The sequence below is a fragment of the Bradyrhizobium elkanii USDA 76 genome (assembly GCF_023278185.1).
In the GTDB taxonomy this organism is placed as follows: domain Bacteria; phylum Pseudomonadota; class Alphaproteobacteria; order Rhizobiales; family Xanthobacteraceae; genus Bradyrhizobium; species Bradyrhizobium elkanii.
Genome location: NZ_CP066356.1, coordinates 601,154 through 619,705, shown reverse-complemented (window position 1 = coordinate 619,705; position 18,552 = coordinate 601,154). Strand labels below are relative to the sequence as shown.

The following is an 18,552-nucleotide window of genomic DNA, read 5'->3' as shown; positions in this document are numbered from 1 at the left end:
AAAGCTTGGCGAAACCACTCTGTGCTTGCGCAAGGTGGTCCTCTAGTGCGGTTTGACTGGATGTGACCTGGCTCACGCTGTGAAGAGCCGTGTAGTTCGGATTCGCTTGACGGTACCATAAGGTGGGATTTAAGCCAAGATACGTACTGAGCCACGTATTCGTGGTATTGATTGGCATTTCTGTACTTGCCTCTATTTCCCCATAGCCCAGAGCGGGCATTTGACCCCAATTTCCCGGCCAGAGCTGTGACTTAGCTTACAAATCACAGCAGTCCGTGCGCGGACCGGCCGGGTTAACCAGAAGGCAAGGATGAGTTGCAAAGCAGTGGAAAAAGGTTCGCCGCTTCCTTTCACAAACCGGTAAAGTTTTCGGGACCCCAAGCAGGCGCCCTTTAGCCTCTTCCCCTGATTCCCCACATCTTAAGTCGATTCGAAGGGATCGTTCGCCATGCTGGCGGGCATGAAACGATCCGGTCGCGTGCGCGGTGCAGTATCCACCCGCCGATGAGCGGACAGGGGGTGTCAGATGAGGTTCTCGCTTCGCCCGCTTGCGCTGCGCGCCGTCATGCTGAGCTTCGGCCTGGCGCTGGCCGCGCCGGTTGCCGAGCTCAATGCCGCTTCGCTGCTCTCGCCTGGTCCAGCGACGCTGATCAGAAAGTCGACCGAGCCGTTCGGCCTGACGACCAGCCTGCTTGCCGACGGCGGCCTGTACGACAAATGGCTCGGCGTGCAGCGCCAGCTCGCCGACGAATTGGAGCAACTGGCAGCCTGCGAGAGCGACCGCGCCGGCTGTGTGTCGCCGGCGGCGCTGCGGTTCCTGGCGATCGTCGATGCCGGACGGGCGCGTCAGGGTCGTGCCCGGCTCGGCGAGATCAACCGCGCGATCAACCTTGCGATCCGTCCGGGCAGCGATCTTGCGGCCTATGGCGAGCCCGACGTCTGGACGACGCCGCTCGCCACGTTCGCCCGCGGCAGCGGCGATTGCGAGGACTATGCGATCGCGAAATTGGTGGCGCTGCGCAAGGCCGGCGTCGCGCCGGAAGATTTGCGGATCGTCGTCCTGCATGACCTCGTCGGCGGCGAGGACCATGCGTTGGTCGCGGCGCGGCTCGACGGCCGCTGGCTAACGCTCGACAACCGCCGCATGGCGATGATCGAGGACAGCGACATCAGGAGTTTTCGGCCGACCTTCGTGATCGACCAGCATGGCGTCAGCCGCTATGTCGATGCCCCGCTCGTCGCCGAGGCCGCGTGGCGGCCGGCGGCGCGATAACTGATTGCGTCATTCCGGGACGATGCGAAGCATCGAACCCCAATTCGCAATTGCGAATTGGGGAATCTCGAGGCTTCGGGTCTGGTCCAAACGCACCATCTCGGAATGACGATCCCGAGGAATGCCGCTCAGAACATCAGATTGTCCTTCACCAGAACCCAGCGGCCGCCCTTGACCTGCTGCACCTGGGTGATGGTGTTGGCCAGATGATCCGTCTTGGAGAACTTGGTCGGCGGCGAGCTGAAGATGTCGAGGAATTTGTCGCCTGATTCCAGCGAGTCCAGCATCTTCTGGCCGGTGAGATCCTTGCCCGCCTTCTGCGCGTAGAAGGCGAAGGTCATCACCGCGTTGTAGCCGATGATCGCCTGGGTGTTGGCGTCGGTGTTGAACATCTTCTTGTAGTTCACCAGCCAGTCCTTCACCTTGCCCTTGGCCGTGTCCTCGTAGGGAATCTCGAAGCCAGACGCCGCATAGAGCCCTTCGACGGCTTCCTTGCCGAGCGCCGGCACTTCGAGCACGTTGGTCGGGGTGGCGCCGAGGAAGGTCACGTCCCAGCCGAGCTTCTTCGCCTCGTTCATCGCGCCGATGGTCTCGCGGATCACGGTGCCGAGCACGACGAGGTCGCAGCCGTCGGCCTTCATCTTGGCGACCTGCGCCGAGAAGTCGGAGGCGCCGCGCTTGTAGCTCGTGACCGAGGCCGGCTGCACCTTCATCGCGCCGAGCTGCTGGGTGAAGCCATCGAGCACGTTTTTGCCATACTCGTCATCCTGATGCATGATGCAGGGCTTCTTGAAGTTCTTCCACTCCATCATGTATTTGAGCGCGGCGCGCGTGCTCTCGACATAGGGCAGGAGGTTGTTGAACTTCAGCCGCTCCTGCGGCTTGGCGGGATCGAACTTGAAGGTGAATTCGGCGGCCGTCAGCGGGAACAGCTGCAGCACGCCGGCATCGAACAGGACGTCCTGCGCGGCGAGCACGGTCGGCGAGCCCATCGGGCCGATCATCGCGAACACCTTGTCGCGCTCGACCATCTTCTGCGAGGCCAGCACCGCCTTCTTCGGATCGTAGCCGTTATCCTCCAGGATCATCTTGATCTTGCGGCCGTTGATACCGCCGCCGGCGTTGATCTCCTCGACCGCCATCTTCATGCCGTTGGACACCGGAACGCCCCAGACCTTGATCGGGCCGGACAAGTCCTGATGCGTTCCGATCACGATCTCGGTCGGCGATATGCCTTCATTGGTGACCTTGGTCTGGGCTGCGGCCGGCAGACAGGTCAGCGCCAGCGCGCTCACCGCAAGGCCCAGCGCCTTCAGCGATTTCGACATTGCAGTCTCCTCCTTAACAATGGCCCATGTTGAGCGAAGGGTCGGGCCGGCTCGCTCCTTCGCCAATTCGGCGTCGTCGAATCCTTCTTTGAGCATGATCTCCGCGCAAGCGTTGCGCGCTTGTCGCGAGGGAAAACCGCTTCACACTTTTCCGGATCATGCTCTATGCCACCGCCCGCTCGCCATACATGGCGTCGATCTCGGCGGCGTAGCGCTTGTTCACGAAGCTGCGCTTCAGCTTCATGGTCGGCGTCAGCTCCTCGTCCTCGGGCGTGAGCTGGCGCTCGATCAGATAGAATTTCTTGACGGTCTCGACGCGCGCGAACTTCACGTTGACCGCCTCGACCTCGCGCTGGATCAGATCCTGGATTTCGCGGGCGCGGCACAGGCTCGCGTAATTGGTGAAGGGGATGTCGTGATCCTGGGCGTATTTCTCGACATTCTCCTGGTCGATCATGATCAGGCAGGTGAGATACGGCCGCTTGTCGCCGATCACGACCGCGTCCGAGACATAGGGCGAGAATTTGAGCTGGTTCTCGATCTCGGACGGCGTGATGTTCTTGCCGCCGGAGGTGATGATGATGTCCTTCATCCGGTCGGTGATCTTGACATAGCCTTCATTGTCGATCGTGCCGACGTCGCCGGTGTGCAGCCAGCCCTTCGCGTCGATCGTCTCGGCGGTCTTCTCCGGCTGGTTGAGATAGCCCATGAACAGGAAGTCGCCCTTGATCAGGATCTCGCCCTTCGGGCAGATCATCACCTCGCCCCAGGGCGCGGCCTTGCCGACCGAGCCGAGCTTGATGCGGTCCGCCGGCATCATGGTCGCGACGCCGCAATTCTCGGTCTGGCCGTAGACCTCGCGCATGTCGATGCCGAGCGCGAGATACCAGCGGATCAGATCCGGCGAGATCGGCGCGGCTCCAGTCAATGCGATCCGGCAGCGGTCAAGCCCGAGCATGCGGCGGATGTTGCGGAACACCAGCCAATAGGCCGCGCGGTTGGCGATCCGCAGCAACAAGGGCGGCGCTTCGCCCTGCAGCCGGCACTCGGTCATCCGGTTGCCGATCGCGAGCGCGCGGGCATACATCCAGTTCTGGAACGGGGTCGCATCCTTCAGCGCGATGGTGATGCCGGAATAGAACTTCTCCCAGATCCGGGGCACCGCGAGGAACGCAGTCGGCTGCACCTCGCGCAGATTGTCCGGCACCGTCTCCGGGCTCTCGGCGAAATTCATCACCGAGCCGAGTGCGAGCGAGATGTAATAGCCGCCGACCCGCTCGGCGACGTGGCAGAGCGGCAGGAACACCAGCCGCTCCTCGCTGTCGGTCGAGGGGTAGAGATCGTTGGCGTGGCGCATCTGGTGCGTCACGCTGCGGTTCGAGTGCATCGCGCCCTTGGGCGGGCCCGTGGTGCCGGAGGTGTAGACCAGTATCGCGAGATCGGAGGCGGTGCGGCTGCCGGTCATTTCGTCCCACACGGCGTCATTGCCCTGGGCATGGTTGCGGCCAAGCGCGGTGAATTCGGCAAACGAAAGCACCATCGGATCGGAGAAGCCGGAGAGGCCCTCCATATCGAACACGACGATCTTCTCCAGCGTCGGACAGCGCGCGCGGCAGGTCAGCACCTTGTCGAGCTGCTCCTCGTCCTCGACGAAGATCACCCGCGTGCGGGAATCATTGATGAGGTATTCGACCTGCGCCGCCGAATCGGTCGGATAGATCCCGGACGAGACGCCGCCGGCGCACAGGATGCCCATGTCGGCATAGACCCATTCCGGCACGGCGTTGGCGATGATCGAGGCGACGTCGCCGGGGCGAAAGCCGGTCGCCTGCAGGCCGAAGGCGATGTCCTTGGAAATCTGCAGCCATTCGCGCCAGCTGGTCGGCTGCCAGATGCCGAACTTCTTCTCGCGGATCGCGGGCCTGTCGCCACGCGTCTGAACCGCGAGCAGAAAGCTCCTCGCGATCGTGTCGGCAACCGTCAGCACCGCTGGTCCTGCCATGCGCGCTCCCTCCTCTGCCGCCCGTCTCACCCGCCGGCCCTTGGTACCGGTCTTGTTGGCGAAACAGGCCTTAAATCTAGCTCCAACTCGATCTCAGTGCCAAACCTTCCTCGGCGCCAATTTTCAGCGCCAAGTCCTTCTCAACGCCACGTCTTCTTCTTTTTCCAGCGCCGCTCGCCCCGCGCGCCGGCTTCCTTGGCGCCGAGGTAGAACTCCTGGATATCGGGTGAATTCATCAGCCGCTCGCAGGTGTCGTTCATGACGACGCGGCCGATCTCCAGCACATAGCCGTAGTGCGCCGTCTCCAGCGCGATCTTGGCATTCTGCTCGACCAGCAGGATCGACATGCCCTGCTCCTCATTGACGCGGCGGATGATGGTGAAGATTTCCTTCACAAGGATCGGCGACAGCCCGAGCGACGGCTCATCGAGCAGCAGCAGCGTCGGCCGGTTCATCAGTGCCCGCCCGATCGCCAGCATCTGCTGCTCGCCGCCCGAAAGCTGCCCGGCGGGCTGGCCGAGCCGCTCCCTCAGCCGTGGAAAATAGCCGTAGACGCGCTCGAGGTCCTGCGCCACACCGTCGCGGTCCTTGCGCAGATAGGCGCCCATCATCAGGTTTTCGCGCACCGACAGGAACGGAAACACCTCGCGCCCCTCGGGCACGTGGCTGAGGCCGAGCCGCACGATCCGGTCGGCCTCCATGCGCTGGATCGGCTTGCCGAGGAATTCGATCGAGCCCTTCTGCGGGTCGAGGATGCCGGAGATCGTCTTCAAGACCGTGGTCTTGCCGGCGCCGTTGGCGCCGAGCAGCGTCACGATCCGGCCGCGCGGCACCTCGAGGCTGATGCCGCGGATCGCCATGATCGGCCCGTAATAGCTTTCGATGTTGGAGAGCTTCAGGATAATGTCCGCTGTGCTCATGGCATCATCCTCATGCGCCGAGATATGCTGCGACGACGTCGGGATGGTGCTGCACCTCGGACGGCGAGCCCATCGCCAGGACGCGGCCGTAGTTCAGCGCGATGATGCGGTCGGAAACGCGGTTGACCAGCGTCATGTCGTGCTCGACCATTAGCACGGTGATGCCGAGCTCGCTCTTCATGTCGCGGATCCAGAACGACATGTCGTCGGTCTCCTCGACATTGAGGCCGGACGACGGCTCGTCGAGCAGGATCAGCTTCGGCTCCGAGCACAGCGCCCGCGCCAGCTCGATCACCTTGCGCACGCCGTAAGGCAGTCCCGAGATCAGCTTGTCGCGGTAGGGCTCGAGATCGAGAAATTCGATCACCTGCTCGACGCGGCGGCGATGCGCCTTCTCGCCGGCGCGGACGCTCGGCAGGAACAACAGCTCCTGCCACAGCCGGGTCGTGGAATGGCGATGGCGGCCGACCAGGAGATTGCTCAGCACGGTCGCGTTCTCGAACAGCTCGATGTTCTGGAAGGTGCGGGCGATGCCGAGTTTCGCGATATCGTAGGCCGGCTCCTGGGTGATATCCTGATCCTCGAAGAAGATCTTGCCGGAGGTCGGCGGATAGATCCGCGAGATCAGGTTGAAGATCGAGCTCTTGCCGGCGCCGTTGGGCCCGATGATCGAGAGGATCTCGCCCTTCTCGACCGCGAAGCTGACCGCATCGACCGCCTTGAGGCCCCCGAAATGCAGCGACAGGTTCTCGGCGCGGAAATAGCTCATCTGTTCCGCTCCGATTTCACGTAGATCTTCTGCCGCTTGAAGGTCGCGCGCTTGTAGAGCGGGAACAGCTGGAAGAAGAGCTTGATCTTGAGCCAGCGGCCGTAGAGTCCGAGCGGCTCAAACAGCACGAACAGCACGATGATGATGCCGTAGATCGCGCCTTTCAGTCCGTTGGCGGAGGCGAAGGCTGCGACCGCGTCCTGGATGTGGCCCGCGCGCTCGGTGCCGGCGCCGAGCGTCGCAGCAATGCCGCCGATCACGCCGGGCATATCGTCCTTCAGATAGGTCAGGAACGGATCGATCATGACCAGGAAGATCGCGCCCAGCACCGCGCCGTGCAGGCTGAACGTGCCGCCGATCAGGATCACGATGATGAACTCGATCGAGAGCTGCAGCGTGAACATCTCGGGCGAGATGAAGGACAGCTTGTGCGCGAACAGCACGCCGGCAAAGCCGGTGATCGCCGCCGAGATCGCGAACGACTTCACCTTGTAGAGCGCGACATTGATGCCCATGCTGCGCGCCGCGGTCTCGCTGTCGCGGATCGCGACGAAGGCGCGCCCGGTCGGCGAGCGCAGCAGATTGAGCGTGCCGACGATGGTCAGCACCAGTACCGCAAGGCAGAGATAATAGAAGGTCGGACCATCGCGCGACACCGTCGTGCCGAGCAGCTGCATGGTCTTGACCCGCATGCCCTCATTGCCGTTGGTGACGCTTTCCCAGCGCGCCAGGATCTCCTCGACGATGAACGCAAAGGAGATCGTCGCGATCACCAGATAGATGCCCTGCAGCCGCAGCGCCGGAAACCCGACCAGCGCGCCGACCACGCCGGTCAACAGCCCCGCGGCGAGGAAATAGACCGGGAACGGCACATTGAACTGCTGCAGATAGGCCGCGGTGTAGGCGCCGATCGCCAGAAACGCGGCATGGCCGAGCGAGGCCTGTCCGGTGAAGCCGGTCAGGATCAAGAGCCCGACGCCGACGGTCGCGTAGATGCAGACGAAGACCAGCTGGCTCATCAGATAGCTTGACAGCACGTAGGGCGCGATCAGCAGCACCGCCAGCAACAGGCCGTAGGAATAGATGTAGCCCGAATGCGGGAACAGCTTGATGTCGTCTTCGTAATCGGTCTTGAAGAGAAACCGCATGTGTCGCTCCCTAGATCATGATGCGATTACGATCTAATCGCATCATGATCCCGTCTTCTCTTTTGAGCATGATCTCTTCGGAAAACCGGTTGCCACTTTTCCGGATCATGCTCAGACCTTCTTGCGGACATGAAGGCCGAACAGGCCCTCGGGCTTGAGCAGCAGCACCGCGAGCAGCACGATGTAGGGCGCGACGTCCTTCCAACCCTGCGGCAAATAGAAGCCGGCCATGCTCTCGATCACGCCGATCAGGACGCCGCCGACCACGGCGCCCGGGATCGAGCCGAAGCCGCCGAGCACCGCGGCCGGAAACGCCTTCAACCCCAGCACCAGGCCGACATTGGAGTGAATGAAGGTGATCGGCGCCAACAGCACGCCGGCGCAGGTCGCCACCGCGGCCGAGATCGCCCAGACGATCGAGACCACCCGCTTGACCGGAATGCCCATGTAATAGGCAGCCAGCATGTTCTCGGAGCTGGCGCGCATCGCGGTGCCGAGCGTGGTGCGGTTGAAGAACAGATAGAGCAGCGCGCACAGGATGATGGTCGCCGCGATCACCGACAGCTTGTCGTAGGCGAGCACCAGGCTGCCGATCCGCAGGACGCCCTGGCTGAACGGCGTCTCGATCTTGAAGTCGTCGGTGCCCCAGATCATGCCGGAGATCGAGCGCAGGAAATAGCCGAGCCCGATCGTCGCCATGATGATGGAGAACTGCGGATAGCCGAGGATCGGCCGCACCACGAGCCGCTCGGCCAGCATGCCGAACAGCGCCATGCAGATCACCGCGCCGGCGAACCCGACCCAGTAATTCAGCCCGAGCATGCCGATGAAGGTGAAGGCGAAAAAGCCGCCCAGCATCATCAAATCGCCTTGCGCGAAATTGACGACCTCGGTTGCCTTGTAGACCAGCACGAAGCCGAGCGCGATCAGGCCGTAAACGCAGCCGAGCGCGATGCCGCTGACGAGCTGCTGAACAAAGTCCAGCATCGTTCCCTCCCCGATGCCCGGCGATTCTTATCCGATCGCTCGTTGCATCCCGCCTTCACGCCCTTGTGTCTGGAGCGCTGAAAGCCGCCTATGTCCGCCCCGATTGAGCCAAAAGGCCCGATCCCTGTCAACAAACCGCTGATGTCGCTGTATCATCACATTTGCGGAGATTTGCCGCAGCACGGACTAATACGGATATCACCTTTGATTTGCCCCGTGCGATTCACTGCACCGAAACGGTTTTTGTCCAAGCTTTGCGCAACCGACGAGCGAACTTCCGGATCGCCACCACGCCATGACACCTGAACTGTCCGCACTCGCCGTGCGAGGGTTAACCAAGCGTTTTGACCGCCCGGCGGTCGACGCGCTCGATCTCACGATCCGTGTCGGCGAATTCTATGCGCTGCTCGGGCCGAACGGCGCCGGCAAGACCACGACGCTGCGCATGGTGGCGGGGCTGTTGCGGCCCGATGCCGGCTCGGTGTCGATCCTCGGCACCGACGCACTCGCCGATCCGGTCTCAGCCAAGCAGGTCATGGCATGGGTGTCCGACGAGCCGATGATCTACGACAAGCTGACGCCGCTGGAATATCTCGAATTCGTCGCCGGCCTGTGGGGCATCGATCCGCGAACCTCGGAGAGCTCGGCGCGCGATCTCCTGATGTCGCTCGGGCTCGAGCCGCATCTCAACGAGCGCTGCGAAGGCTTCTCCAAGGGCATGCGCCAGAAGGTGGCGCTCGCCGGCGCGCTGGTGCACGATCCCCGCCTGATCATTCTCGACGAACCGCTGACCGGCCTCGACGCGCTGTCGGCGCGTCACGTCAAGGGGCTGCTGCAGGAGCGCGTCCGCGCCGGCTGCACCGTGATCATGACGACCCACATTCTCGAAGTCGCCGAGCGAATGGCCGACCGCATCGGCGTGATCGCGGCCGGCAGGCTGATCGCCGAGGGCACGCTGGCCGAGCTGCGCGAGCAGAACGGCCGCAACGACACCACCCTCGAGGATATGTTCATCGCGCTGGTCGATACCGAAGCGGCGGCCGCGTGAGTTCGGTCGCCCACCTCACCTGGTTCGCGCGCCACGAATTCCGCCTGGCGTGGCGCGAATGGCTGGCGATGATGACCGGCGGCCGGCGCCGGCGCAATCGCGCCGTGATCGGCCTCCTGATCTTCGCGGCGATCCTGCATCTGCCGGCTTATGCCGTGGTCAGCCGCTATGCCGACCTGCGGTTTCCGCTCGACCCGTCGTCGCTGATCGTGCTGACCGCGACGATCTTCCTGGCCTGGGCGCTGATGCTCTCGCAGGCGATCGAGTCGGTGACGCGCGTGTTCTACGCCCGCGCCGACCTCGATTTGATCATGTCGTCGCCGGCAAAACTCACCAACATCTTCTCGATCCGGATCGCCGCGATCGCGCTGACCGTGAGCAGCATGGCGCTCTTGCTGTCGACGCCGTTCATCGACGTGCTGGTCTATCTCGGCGGCCCGCGCTGGCTCGCCGGCTTCGGCGTCGTCCTTGCGATCGGGCTGTCGGCGGCAGCCACCGCGATCGCCGTCACCGCGTTCCTGTTCCGCCTGATCGAGCCGAGCCGGACGCGGCTGGTGGCGCAGGTCGTCTCCGCCGTGATCGGTGCGGGCTTCGTCATCGCGCTGCAGGTCGTGGCCGTGCTGTCCTACGGCACGCTGTCGCGCTTTGCCTTTCTGACCTCGGAAACCGCGGCGCGAATTGCCCCCGCCCCCGACAGCCTGCTGTGGTGGCCGGCACGGGCATCGCTCGGCGACCTCGAAATCATGATGCTGCTGCTCGCCGCAGCGCTGGTGATGCTCGGCGGCGTGATGGCGATATTCGCACCGCGGTTTGCCGATACGGTCGCCAGCGTCGCCGCCAATCCGGCTGCGGTGACGCGGGGACGCGCCCGCGCGTTCCGGGCGGGCTCGCGGCAGCAGGCGCTGCGGCGCAAGGAATTCTTGCTGCTGCGCCGCGATCCGTGGCTGCTGTCGCAGAGCCTGATGCAGATGCTCTACCTGCTGCCGCCGGCGCTGATGCTGTGGCGAAGCTTCTCCGGTACATCGACTGCGATCGTGCTGATTACGCCCGTCATCGTCATGGCCGCAGGCCAGCTCGCCGGCGGGCTCGCCTGGCTGACCATCTCCGGCGAGGACGCGCCCGATCTGGTGGCGACCGCGCCGCTGCCGCCGTCACGCGTGACCCGCGCCAAGGTCGAGGTGGTCCTGTTCGCCATCGCCGTGGTCTTCGCCCCGCTGGTGGCCGCGCTGGCGTTTGCCTCGCCGGGGCAGGCCGCGGTCACGGCGATCGCAATCCTCATCGCGACCGCATCCGCCGCCGCCGTCCAGCTCTGGTTCCGCGCGCAGGCCAAGCGCAGCCAATTCCGCCGGCGTCAGACCTCCTCCCGCATCGCCACTTTCGCGGAAGCCTTCTCCTCGATCGGCTGGGCCGCAACCGCGGCGCTGGCCCTGACAATCCCGACGGCCGCGCTGGTCAGCGGCATTCTGACGCTGCTGACGCTTGCCATCGCCTGGAAGATCAGCCCGCGGCGCTAAAGCGCGATGAGCTTAGATTGAATCATCATCGCGCTCTAGTTCCTTGTTTGAGCATGATCTCCGCGCAAACGCGTCCCGCGTTTGTCGCGCGGGAAAACCGCTTCGCACTTTTCCGGATCATGCTTTAGCCTTCATCACCTCCAGCACTGCGGCGGCAAACGCCTCGGGCGCTTCCCGCGGCAGATTGTGGCCGGCATGCGGAATCAGGCGATGGGCCAGGCGGCGGGTGTACTTGGCCGCGGTGCGACTGCCGTCGGTCGCGAACGTCACGCCGTCGTCGGCGCCGTCGAGCGAGATGGCGGGGACCCTGATGACAGGCAATATGTCGAGCCGCCGCTGCAAATCCGCATATTGCGGATCCCCATCGACCACGCCGTAGCGGTGCCGATAACTGTGGATCACGACGTCGACATAATCAGGATTGTCGAACGCGACCGCAGTCCGCTCGAAGCAGGCGTCGTTGAACGCCCAGCTCGGCGACCATTGCGACCACAGGATTTTGGCGATGCCGCGCCGGTTGGCGGCGAGCCCCGCCCGCCCCCGCTCGAGCTGGAAGTAGTACTGGTACCACAGCGCCACCTCGCGATCCGGCGGCGCCGGCACCATTGCATGCGCGATGTCCTGGATCATGTAGCCGTTGGTGCAGACGAGTCCGATGCATCGCTGCGGCCACAGCGCCGCACCGATCGATGCGGCGCGGCCGCCCCAGTCATAGCCGGCGAACACCGCGCGCTCGATGCCGAGCGCGTCCATCAGCGCCATCATGTCGGCCCCGACCGCCGCCTGCTCGCCCGAACGTGGCGTCGCCTTGTCGCGGAACGCCGTCGGTCCGTAGCCGCGCAGATAGGGCACGATGACCCGACAGCCCTGCGCCGCCAGCGCAGGCGCGACGTCCACATAGGAGTGGATGTCGTAGGGGAAGCCGTGCATCAGCATCACGGCCGGCCCGGCGGCCGGACCAGCCTCGTAATAGGCGATGTTGAGCACGCCAGCGTCGACATGGCGCACTGGTTCGAGCCGCCTGGTCGAAGGCGCGCGCGGCGCGGAGGCAGTGTCAGTCACGCATAACTCCCTGATCCTGGTTGTCTGCGCGGCATCCTAGCGCGTCTCGACGCAACAATCCGCCGGATCGCGTTGCAATCAGCGCCATGGAGCGATGCGCCGACCTCATCATGACGGCGCGCCGATTGCGCGATAATCTCACCTCGGCGGATATCGCCGAAGGCGGAAGAAGGCGGAACACGTCATGCTGAGATTGCTCGCCGCGCTCGTCTTGCTGGGAACGTTCACCAGTCACGCCTTCGCGCAGGACGCCCAGCGCAGCGAATGCCTGGCGATGGCCAATGCGCCGCTGCGCGCCTTCCCGGTGAACTACCGGCGCGTCGCAGCCAAAGCCGACGAGGTCGCGATCACCTATGCCGGCCATTCGACCTACTATATCGACACGCCCGGCGGCATCCGGATCGCGACCGACTATAACGGCGTCTATCGGACCGGGCGGCTGCCCGACGTCGCGACCATGAACCGGGCCCACGCGACCCATTACACGCTGTTTCCCGACCCCAAGATTCCCCACGTGCTGCATGGCTGGGGCGAGAACGGCCAGGCCGCGCATTACGCTGAGCGCATCGGCGACGTCTATATCCGCAACGTCACCACCGATATCAGCCGCTACTGGGGCGAAGACGCCGGCGGCGAGATGATCAAGGACGGCAATTCGATCTTCATCTTCGAGGTCGCCGGCCTCTGCATCGGCCATCTCGGCCACCTCCACGTCAAGCTCGACGACAGCCATTTCGCCGCGATCGGCCGGCTCGACATCGTGATGGTGCCGATCGACGGCACCTATACGATGTCGCTCGACGGCATCTCCGAGATCACCAGGCGATTGCGCGCCGCCGTCGTGCTGCCGATGCACCGCTTCGCCACCCCGCTCGACGAGTTCATGCGCCTGATCGGCCAGCAGTTCGAGATCGATCGCCGCGGCGGCGAGCGCACCCTGCGGATTTCGCGCGACACCCTGCCGGCGACGCCGACGGTGATCATCCTCGACGGGGTGTGAGGTCTCTGTTCAAGAAGAAGCAAAACCAAACGGGAGTGAAAATCGATGGTTGCCAGCACTCTGCCCGCCTCCGCCAGCGGGCTCTATGCCAACCCGCGCGAAGACTGGCTTGCCCAATACACAGAGGAGATCATCGATCCGGCCCGTCCGATCGTCGATCCGCATCACCATCTCTGGGATCGCGGCGGGCTTCGCTATCTGATCGAGGAGATGTCCGACGACATCGCGTCCGGCCACAACATCGTGGCCACCGTCTATGTCGACTGCCGGTCGATGTACCGCGCCGACGGCCCGGAGGCGTTCCGTCCGGTTGGCGAGGTCGAGTTTGCCAACGGCGTCGCCGCGATGGCGGCGAGTGGCGGCTACGGCAAGGCGGCGATCTGCGCCGGCATCGTCAGCCACGTTAACCTTCTGATCGGCGATCAGGCCAAGGCGGTGCTGGAGGCGGAGATTGCCGCCGGCAACGGCCGGTTCCGCGGCATCCGCCACTCCTCGGCATGGGACGAGGACCCCAACGTCGCCCACATGTACGCGAACCGGCCGAAGGGCATTCTGCTGGACTCCACCTTTCGTAGGGGGTTCGCCTGCCTGGCGCCGCTCGGCCTCAGTTTCGATGCCTGGTTGTTCCACCCGCAGATCGGCGAGCTGACCGACCTCGCTCGCGCCTTTCCCGATACCAGGATCGTGCTCGACCATTGCGGCGGCCCGGTCGGCACCGGCCGCTTCGCCGGCAAGCGCGCGGAAACCTTTCCGGTCTGGAAGGCGTCGATCCTGGAGATCGCCCAATGCCCGAATGTGGTGGTCAAGCTCGGCGGGCTGGCGATGTGCCTGCTCGGCTACGACTTCCACCTCCGCCCCAGGCCGCCCTCGTCGGAGGAACTCGCCGCCGCCTGGCGGCCTTATGTCGAGACCTGCATCGAGGCGTTCGGTCCGGACCGTTGCATGTTCGAGAGCAACTTCCCACCTGATAAGGGGCAATGCAGTTATCAGGTCATCTTCAACACCTTTAAACGCCTTGCATCACAATATAGCGAAGCCGAAAAGACGGCGTTGTTCCTGAAGACGGCAAAGGATGTCTATCGGCTCGATATCGGGTAAGCTTCCGACTCATGGATGACGGCATCACCATCCGGCCGCTTCGAGAGGCTGATGCGGAAGCGGTGGTCGAACTTTACGCAAAGGCAGCTGCGGTGGAACCGCGGCTAGGCCCTGTCACGCTGCCGCAATGGTCCCAGTTCCTGAAGCTGCCGCAGAACCGCGGCGGGCGGGACTTTCGTGTTGCCGAGCGCGATGGCCTGCTCTGCGGCCTCGCCGAGTCGTCGTTGCGCGACCAGGGCGCGCACCATTCCCGGTTCCTCAAGATCGTCGTGGCGCCCGAGATGCGGCGCCACCGGATTGGCCTCGCGCTGTTCGACGAGGTGCTTGCGATCGACGCCGATCCCGGTCTCACCGTGCAGACGCTGGTGAGCAGCGACTGGCCTGCGGGTATGGCCTTCGTGGCGGCTTTCGGCTTTGTTCATGTCGAGTCCGAGATCGGGATGAAGTGCGTCGAGCCGTTGCAGCCAGCGCGCACGCTCGCGGCCGCGCGCGCCACCATCGAGCAGGTCAGCGACGTCACCGCCTGCGCGGGCGAGGTCGCGCGCATCCACAATGCCGCCTATGCCTCGGACGCCGCCTTCCGCCTGTATTCGCCGGAGGAGATGGCGCAGGTCCTGACCGAGAGCGAAGTCTGGATCGCGTCGGAGGATGGACAGATGTCGGGCTTCTGCCTGACGGAGTCGGAACGGAACTCGATGTGGATCGAGTCGGTCGCCGTCGATCCGGTGCGGCAGGGACGCGGGCTCGGCCAGCTGCTGGTCTATCGCGTGTTGGCTGCGCACGACGTCTCGATCGAGCACCCCTGCTGGCTCAACGTCTCGAGCCGCAACGCGCCCGCGCTGAAGATCTATCGCCGGCTCGGCTTCCGGCCCCAGCACGAGACCTGCCGCTTCAGCGCCACGCGAGGCGAATTGATCGCCGCGCGCGAGCGGCGGTTTCAGTAGAGCCCTGCAGCACAAGTCCGACAACGGCAAATTTAGGCCCGTCACCCTGAGGAGCGCGTAGCGCGTCTCGAAGGGTCGACGGCCACCGGCGGGGCCGTGCATCCCTCGAGGCTCGCTCCGCTCGCACCTCCGGCGACAAAGGCGAAGCCTTTGCGCGGGGATGACGGGACTGACTGGGCAGTCGCCCCTTACGCCCACTCGCCCTTGCGGAACACCGGCACGCTGCGGCCGTCGGCGTGGATGCCGTCGATGTCGGTGTGGGCGGAGCCGATCATCCAGTCGATATGGATCAGGCTCTTGTTGCCGCCCTGCTCGGCGATCTGCTGCGGCGTCAGCTTGTCGCCATTAACGAAGCATTTCGAGTAGCACTGGCCGAGCGCGATGTGCGAGGCGGCGTTCTCGTCGAACAGCGTGTTGAAGAACAACAGCCCGCTCTTCGAAATCGGCGAGGAATGCGGCACCAGCGCGACCTCGCCGAGGCGGCGCGCGCCCTCGTCGGTGTCGAGCACCTTCTTCAGCACTTCCTCGCCGCGCGAGGCCTTGGCCTCGACGATGCGGCCTTCCTCGAACTTGACCGAGATATTGTCGATCAGCGTGCCCTGATAGGACAGCGGCTTGGAACTGACGACGTGGCCTGAGACGCGGCGGCAGTGCGGGGTGGTGAAGACTTCCTCGGTCGGGATGTTGGCATTGCAGACGATACCGTTCTTGGCGGTCGACGCTCCGCCTTCCCATTCATGACCGTCGGCGAGGCCAATCGTGAGGTCCATGCCGGGTCCGGAATATTTCAGCGCGTGGAAGCGCTGGCCGTTCAGCCATTCGGTGCGCTCGCGGAGCTTCGCATTGTGCTGTGCCCAGGCGGCGACGGCGCCATCCTGATCGACCCGGGAGGCGGCGAAGATCGCATCCGCAAGCTTGGCTACCGCGACGTCCTCGGCATCGTCGGGGAACACCTGCTTGGCCCAGGACGTGCTCGGATAGGCGATGATGTTCCAGTTGGTGTCGAAATTGACGATCTTCTCCAGCGCCGGCTGGTAGGCGATCGAATTGGCCTTGCTGGCGCGCGCCACCTTGACCGGGTCTTCGCCCGACAGCAGCATCGGATTGTCGCCGACGATCGCAAGCCGCGCGGTGTTGGCGCCGAACGCCTTCGCCATGCCCTCATAGAGCCAGCTTGCAGCGCGATCGAAACTCGCATCGTTGCCGTAACGGTAGCGCGCCAGCGTGAGCTCTTCGTCCGAGAAGAACGGGGTCACGAGACCAGCACCGGCCTTGTAGGCATGCTCCACCACCCGCCGCACCAGCGGCATCGCCGCGGCAGGCGCGGTCAGCAGCAGATCTTGCCCCGGCTGCAGCTGCAGGCCGACCTTGATCGCGACTTCGGCGAGCCGATCGAGCTTGACGGGATCGATCGAGGCGGAAAGGTTGCGTTGATGTGCGGTCATGAAGCGCCGTGTCGTTTGAGGAACTCTCGGGATTCGTAGTCCAATTCGATCCGCATTCGCAAGGTTCCTGGCCGCCGCGCCCGATCACGCGACGGCGAGCAATTGCCTCGAATCTTACCGCTTCACCGTGGCCAGCACCCGGTCGACCATCTCGGGCGCGAGGCCGAGATAGTTTTTCGGCGCGGTGAGGCGGTCGATCGTCGCGCGATCGACCCGGCTGGCAACGCGATCATCCGCGGCCAGCGCCTCGGCCAGCGTCAGGCCCTTGTCGTTGGCGACGCGGCAGGCGTCGTAGACCACGTCATGCGCCTCCTGCCGGCCGATCGCGGGCGCGAGGCCCATCATCACGGCTTCGGCCACGATCAGCCCGCGGCTGATGTCGAGATTGTCGGCCATCCGCTGCTCATCGACAATCAGGCCGCCAAGCGCGAACCTCGCCTGGTGCAGCGCGCCCGCGGTCAGCACGAAGCTTTCCGGGATCGCTATCCATTCGGCGTGCCACGGACCGGTGGCGCGCTCGAAATCCTGCACCATCGCGTCCAGCATCAGGCCGGCATGCTGGCGCACCGCCTTGGCGGCGGCGAGCATCAGCTCCGACGAGATCGGGTTGCGCTTCTGCGGCATGGTCGAGGACGCGCCGCGCCCCTTCACGAACGGCTCGTAGACCTCGGCGAACTCGGTCGACGCCATGATCATGATGTCGAGCGCGATCTTGCCGAGCGTTCCCGTGACCAGCGCGAGGAAATTCACCGCTTCCGCCAGGCCGTCGCGCGCGACATGCCAGGTGGAGACGGGCACGCCGAGCCCGAGCTCCTCGCACAGCGCCTGCTGGACCTCGAATCCCTTGTCACCGAGCGAAGCCAGCGTGCCGGCGGCGCCGGCAAACTGGCCGACCAGCACGCGCGGCTTCAGCTCCACGAGCCGCGCGGCGTGGCGATCGAAGGCGGCGAGCCAGATCGCGGTCTTGTAGCCGAACGTCACCGGCAGCGCCTGCTGCAGATGGGTGCGGCCGGCCATCGGCGTGTCGCGGTATGTTTTCGAGAGGTCGGCGAGTATGCCGCGCAGCGCGGGGATGTCGTCCTCGATGATCTTCAATCCGTCGCGCAGCTGCAGCACCACGGCGGTGTCCATGATGTCCTGCGTGGTCGCGCCCCAATGCACATAGCGGCCGGCCTCGCCGCACTGCTTCGCCATCTGATGCACCAGCGGCAGGATCGGGTAGCCGACCACGTCGGTCTCCTGCCGCAGCAGATCGAAATCGAGCGCGGCAACATCGGTCCGTTTTGCGATCTCCGCGGCCGCTTCCGCCGGGATCACACCGCAGCGCGCCTCGGCCTTCGCCAGCGCGACTTCGACTTCGGCGTAGCGCTCGATCAGCCGCAGGTCGGAAAACACCTCACGCATCTCGCGCGTGCCGAAGGCATCGCGAAACAACACGGAATCGAGCACGGTGGTCGAGGTCGGGAAGGCGGACATGGGCAGATCCTGTTGCCGGTCGCGGTCGGCAACGTCCCTATCACGGCAGAGGCTTATGCCCTACCCCTCCGGCGGCGCCTCGCCGAACACCTCGGCTGCGATCTTGCTGGTCTCGATCGCGGCCGGAATGCCGCAATACATCGCGACCAGCAGCAGCACGTCCTGCACCTGCGCGGCGGTGCAGCCATTGGCCAGCGCACCCTTGGCATGGACGCGGAACTCGGCCGGCTTGCTGCTCGCCGCGGTGATGCCGAGCATCACGAGGCTGCGGATCTGGTCGGACAGCCCGCTGCGCTCCCAGACGTCGCCATAGACATAGGCATTGATGATGTCTTGCAGCGGCGCGCCGAAATCGCCGGCAGCGGCCATCCGCTCGGCGACATCGCCTTCGCCGAACATCTTCTGGCGCCGGCGCAGTCCGCGCGCATGGAGATCGCTGATGTCCACCATCGTCGTCGGGCTCCCTGAATGGGCTATTTATACGGATAAGTATGACGCACCTCAACATTCCGGCAGGCCTGACGCTTGCCTTTCTGAT

Annotated in this window: 16 protein-coding genes; 6 read left to right on the top strand and 10 right to left on the bottom strand. The window is 64.6% G+C overall.

The genetic code is table 11. The annotated features are described in order from the left end of the window. Nucleotides 1–526: 526 nt before the first annotated feature. Complete coding sequence (locus JEY66_RS02835; protein WP_016846825.1) at nt 527–1,273, top strand: transglutaminase-like cysteine peptidase; 747 nt, start codon at nt 527–529, stop codon at nt 1,271–1,273. A 128-nt stretch (nt 1,274–1,401) separates the two neighbouring features. On the opposite strand, the gene JEY66_RS02830 is transcribed toward JEY66_RS02835, so the two are convergent. The 6 genes from JEY66_RS02830 to JEY66_RS02805 all read right to left on the bottom strand — a co-directional run bounded on the left by JEY66_RS02830 (nt 1,402) and on the right by JEY66_RS02805 (nt 8,427). After that, complete coding sequence (locus JEY66_RS02830) at nt 1,402–2,601, bottom strand: ABC transporter substrate-binding protein (RefSeq protein ID WP_016846826.1); 1,200 nt, start codon at nt 2,599–2,601, stop codon at nt 1,402–1,404. A 163-nt stretch (nt 2,602–2,764) separates the two neighbouring features. Further along, nucleotides 2,765–4,603, bottom strand: a complete 1,839-nt coding sequence (locus JEY66_RS02825; RefSeq protein ID WP_026191965.1) for an AMP-dependent synthetase/ligase — start codon at nt 4,601–4,603, stop codon at nt 2,765–2,767. Nucleotides 4,604–4,743: 140 nt separating this feature from the next. Then, nucleotides 4,744–5,523, bottom strand: coding sequence for an ABC transporter ATP-binding protein (locus tag JEY66_RS02820; RefSeq protein ID WP_018269124.1), 780 nt, complete (start codon nt 5,521–5,523; stop codon nt 4,744–4,746). Nucleotides 5,524–5,533: 10 nt separating this feature from the next. After that, the gene (locus tag JEY66_RS02815; RefSeq protein ID WP_018269125.1) at nt 5,534–6,292 is read right to left on the bottom strand and encodes an ABC transporter ATP-binding protein; all 759 of its coding nucleotides are present in this window, start codon (nt 6,290–6,292) and stop codon (nt 5,534–5,536) included. Further along, nucleotides 6,289–7,440, bottom strand: a complete 1,152-nt coding sequence (locus tag JEY66_RS02810; protein WP_016846829.1) for a branched-chain amino acid ABC transporter permease — start codon at nt 7,438–7,440, stop codon at nt 6,289–6,291. Before JEY66_RS02810 ends, JEY66_RS02815 begins: the two co-directional genes overlap by 4 nt. A 111-nt stretch (nt 7,441–7,551) precedes the next feature. Beyond that, nucleotides 7,552–8,427 (bottom strand): branched-chain amino acid ABC transporter permease, encoded by an 876-nt coding sequence (locus tag JEY66_RS02805; RefSeq protein ID WP_018269126.1) that lies wholly within the window; start codon nt 8,425–8,427, stop codon nt 7,552–7,554. Nucleotides 8,428–8,722: 295 nt separating this feature from the next. Here JEY66_RS02805 and JEY66_RS02800 point away from each other — a divergent pair, with 295 nt between their 5' ends. Together JEY66_RS02800 and JEY66_RS02795 are read left to right on the top strand one after the other, a co-directional pair. Then, nucleotides 8,723–9,475, top strand: coding sequence for an ABC transporter ATP-binding protein (locus JEY66_RS02800; RefSeq protein ID WP_016847306.1), 753 nt, complete (start codon nt 8,723–8,725; stop codon nt 9,473–9,475). Next, nucleotides 9,472–10,989 carry a hypothetical protein gene (locus tag JEY66_RS02795; RefSeq protein ID WP_018269127.1) on the top strand — a complete coding sequence of 506 codons (1,518 nt, stop codon included), beginning with the start codon at nt 9,472–9,474 and terminating at the stop codon, nt 10,987–10,989. Before JEY66_RS02800 ends, JEY66_RS02795 begins: the two co-directional genes overlap by 4 nt. A gap of 117 nt (nt 10,990–11,106) precedes the next feature. Here JEY66_RS02795 and JEY66_RS02790 read toward each other — a convergent pair whose 3' ends face one another. Continuing rightward, entirely contained in the window at nt 11,107–12,051 is a 945-nt protein-coding gene (locus JEY66_RS02790) for an alpha/beta fold hydrolase (RefSeq protein ID WP_050999331.1), read from the bottom strand. A 184-nt stretch (nt 12,052–12,235) separates the two neighbouring features. On the opposite strand from JEY66_RS02790, the gene JEY66_RS02785 reads away from it, so the two are divergent. The 3 genes from JEY66_RS02785 to JEY66_RS02775 are packed head-to-tail and all read left to right on the top strand — an operon-like array spanning nt 12,236 to nt 15,093. Then, nucleotides 12,236–13,051, top strand: coding sequence for an MBL fold metallo-hydrolase (locus tag JEY66_RS02785; RefSeq protein WP_016847302.1), 816 nt, complete (start codon nt 12,236–12,238; stop codon nt 13,049–13,051). Between the two features lie 45 nt (nt 13,052–13,096). After that, entirely contained in the window at nt 13,097–14,149 is a 1,053-nt protein-coding gene (locus JEY66_RS02780; RefSeq protein ID WP_018269129.1) for an amidohydrolase family protein, read from the top strand. An 11-nt stretch (nt 14,150–14,160) separates the two neighbouring features. After that, nucleotides 14,161–15,093 carry a GNAT family N-acetyltransferase gene (locus JEY66_RS02775; RefSeq protein WP_018269130.1) on the top strand — a complete coding sequence of 311 codons (933 nt, stop codon included), beginning with the start codon at nt 14,161–14,163 and terminating at the stop codon, nt 15,091–15,093. 188 nt (nt 15,094–15,281) lie between these two features. Here JEY66_RS02775 and JEY66_RS02770 read toward each other — a convergent pair whose 3' ends face one another. The 3 genes from JEY66_RS02770 to JEY66_RS02760 all read right to left on the bottom strand — a co-directional run bounded on the left by JEY66_RS02770 (nt 15,282) and on the right by JEY66_RS02760 (nt 18,464). Continuing rightward, entirely contained in the window at nt 15,282–16,538 is a 1,257-nt protein-coding gene (locus tag JEY66_RS02770) for an aminopeptidase (RefSeq protein WP_016847299.1), read from the bottom strand. Between the two features lie 114 nt (nt 16,539–16,652). Then, on the bottom strand, nt 16,653–18,014 hold the full coding sequence (locus JEY66_RS02765) for a class-II fumarase/aspartase family protein (RefSeq protein WP_016847298.1): 1,362 nt from the start codon (nt 18,012–18,014) through the stop codon (nt 16,653–16,655). A 60-nt stretch (nt 18,015–18,074) separates the two neighbouring features. After that, nucleotides 18,075–18,464, bottom strand: coding sequence for a carboxymuconolactone decarboxylase family protein (locus JEY66_RS02760; RefSeq protein ID WP_018269131.1), 390 nt, complete (start codon nt 18,462–18,464; stop codon nt 18,075–18,077). Between the last annotated feature and the right edge of the window lie 88 nt (nt 18,465–18,552).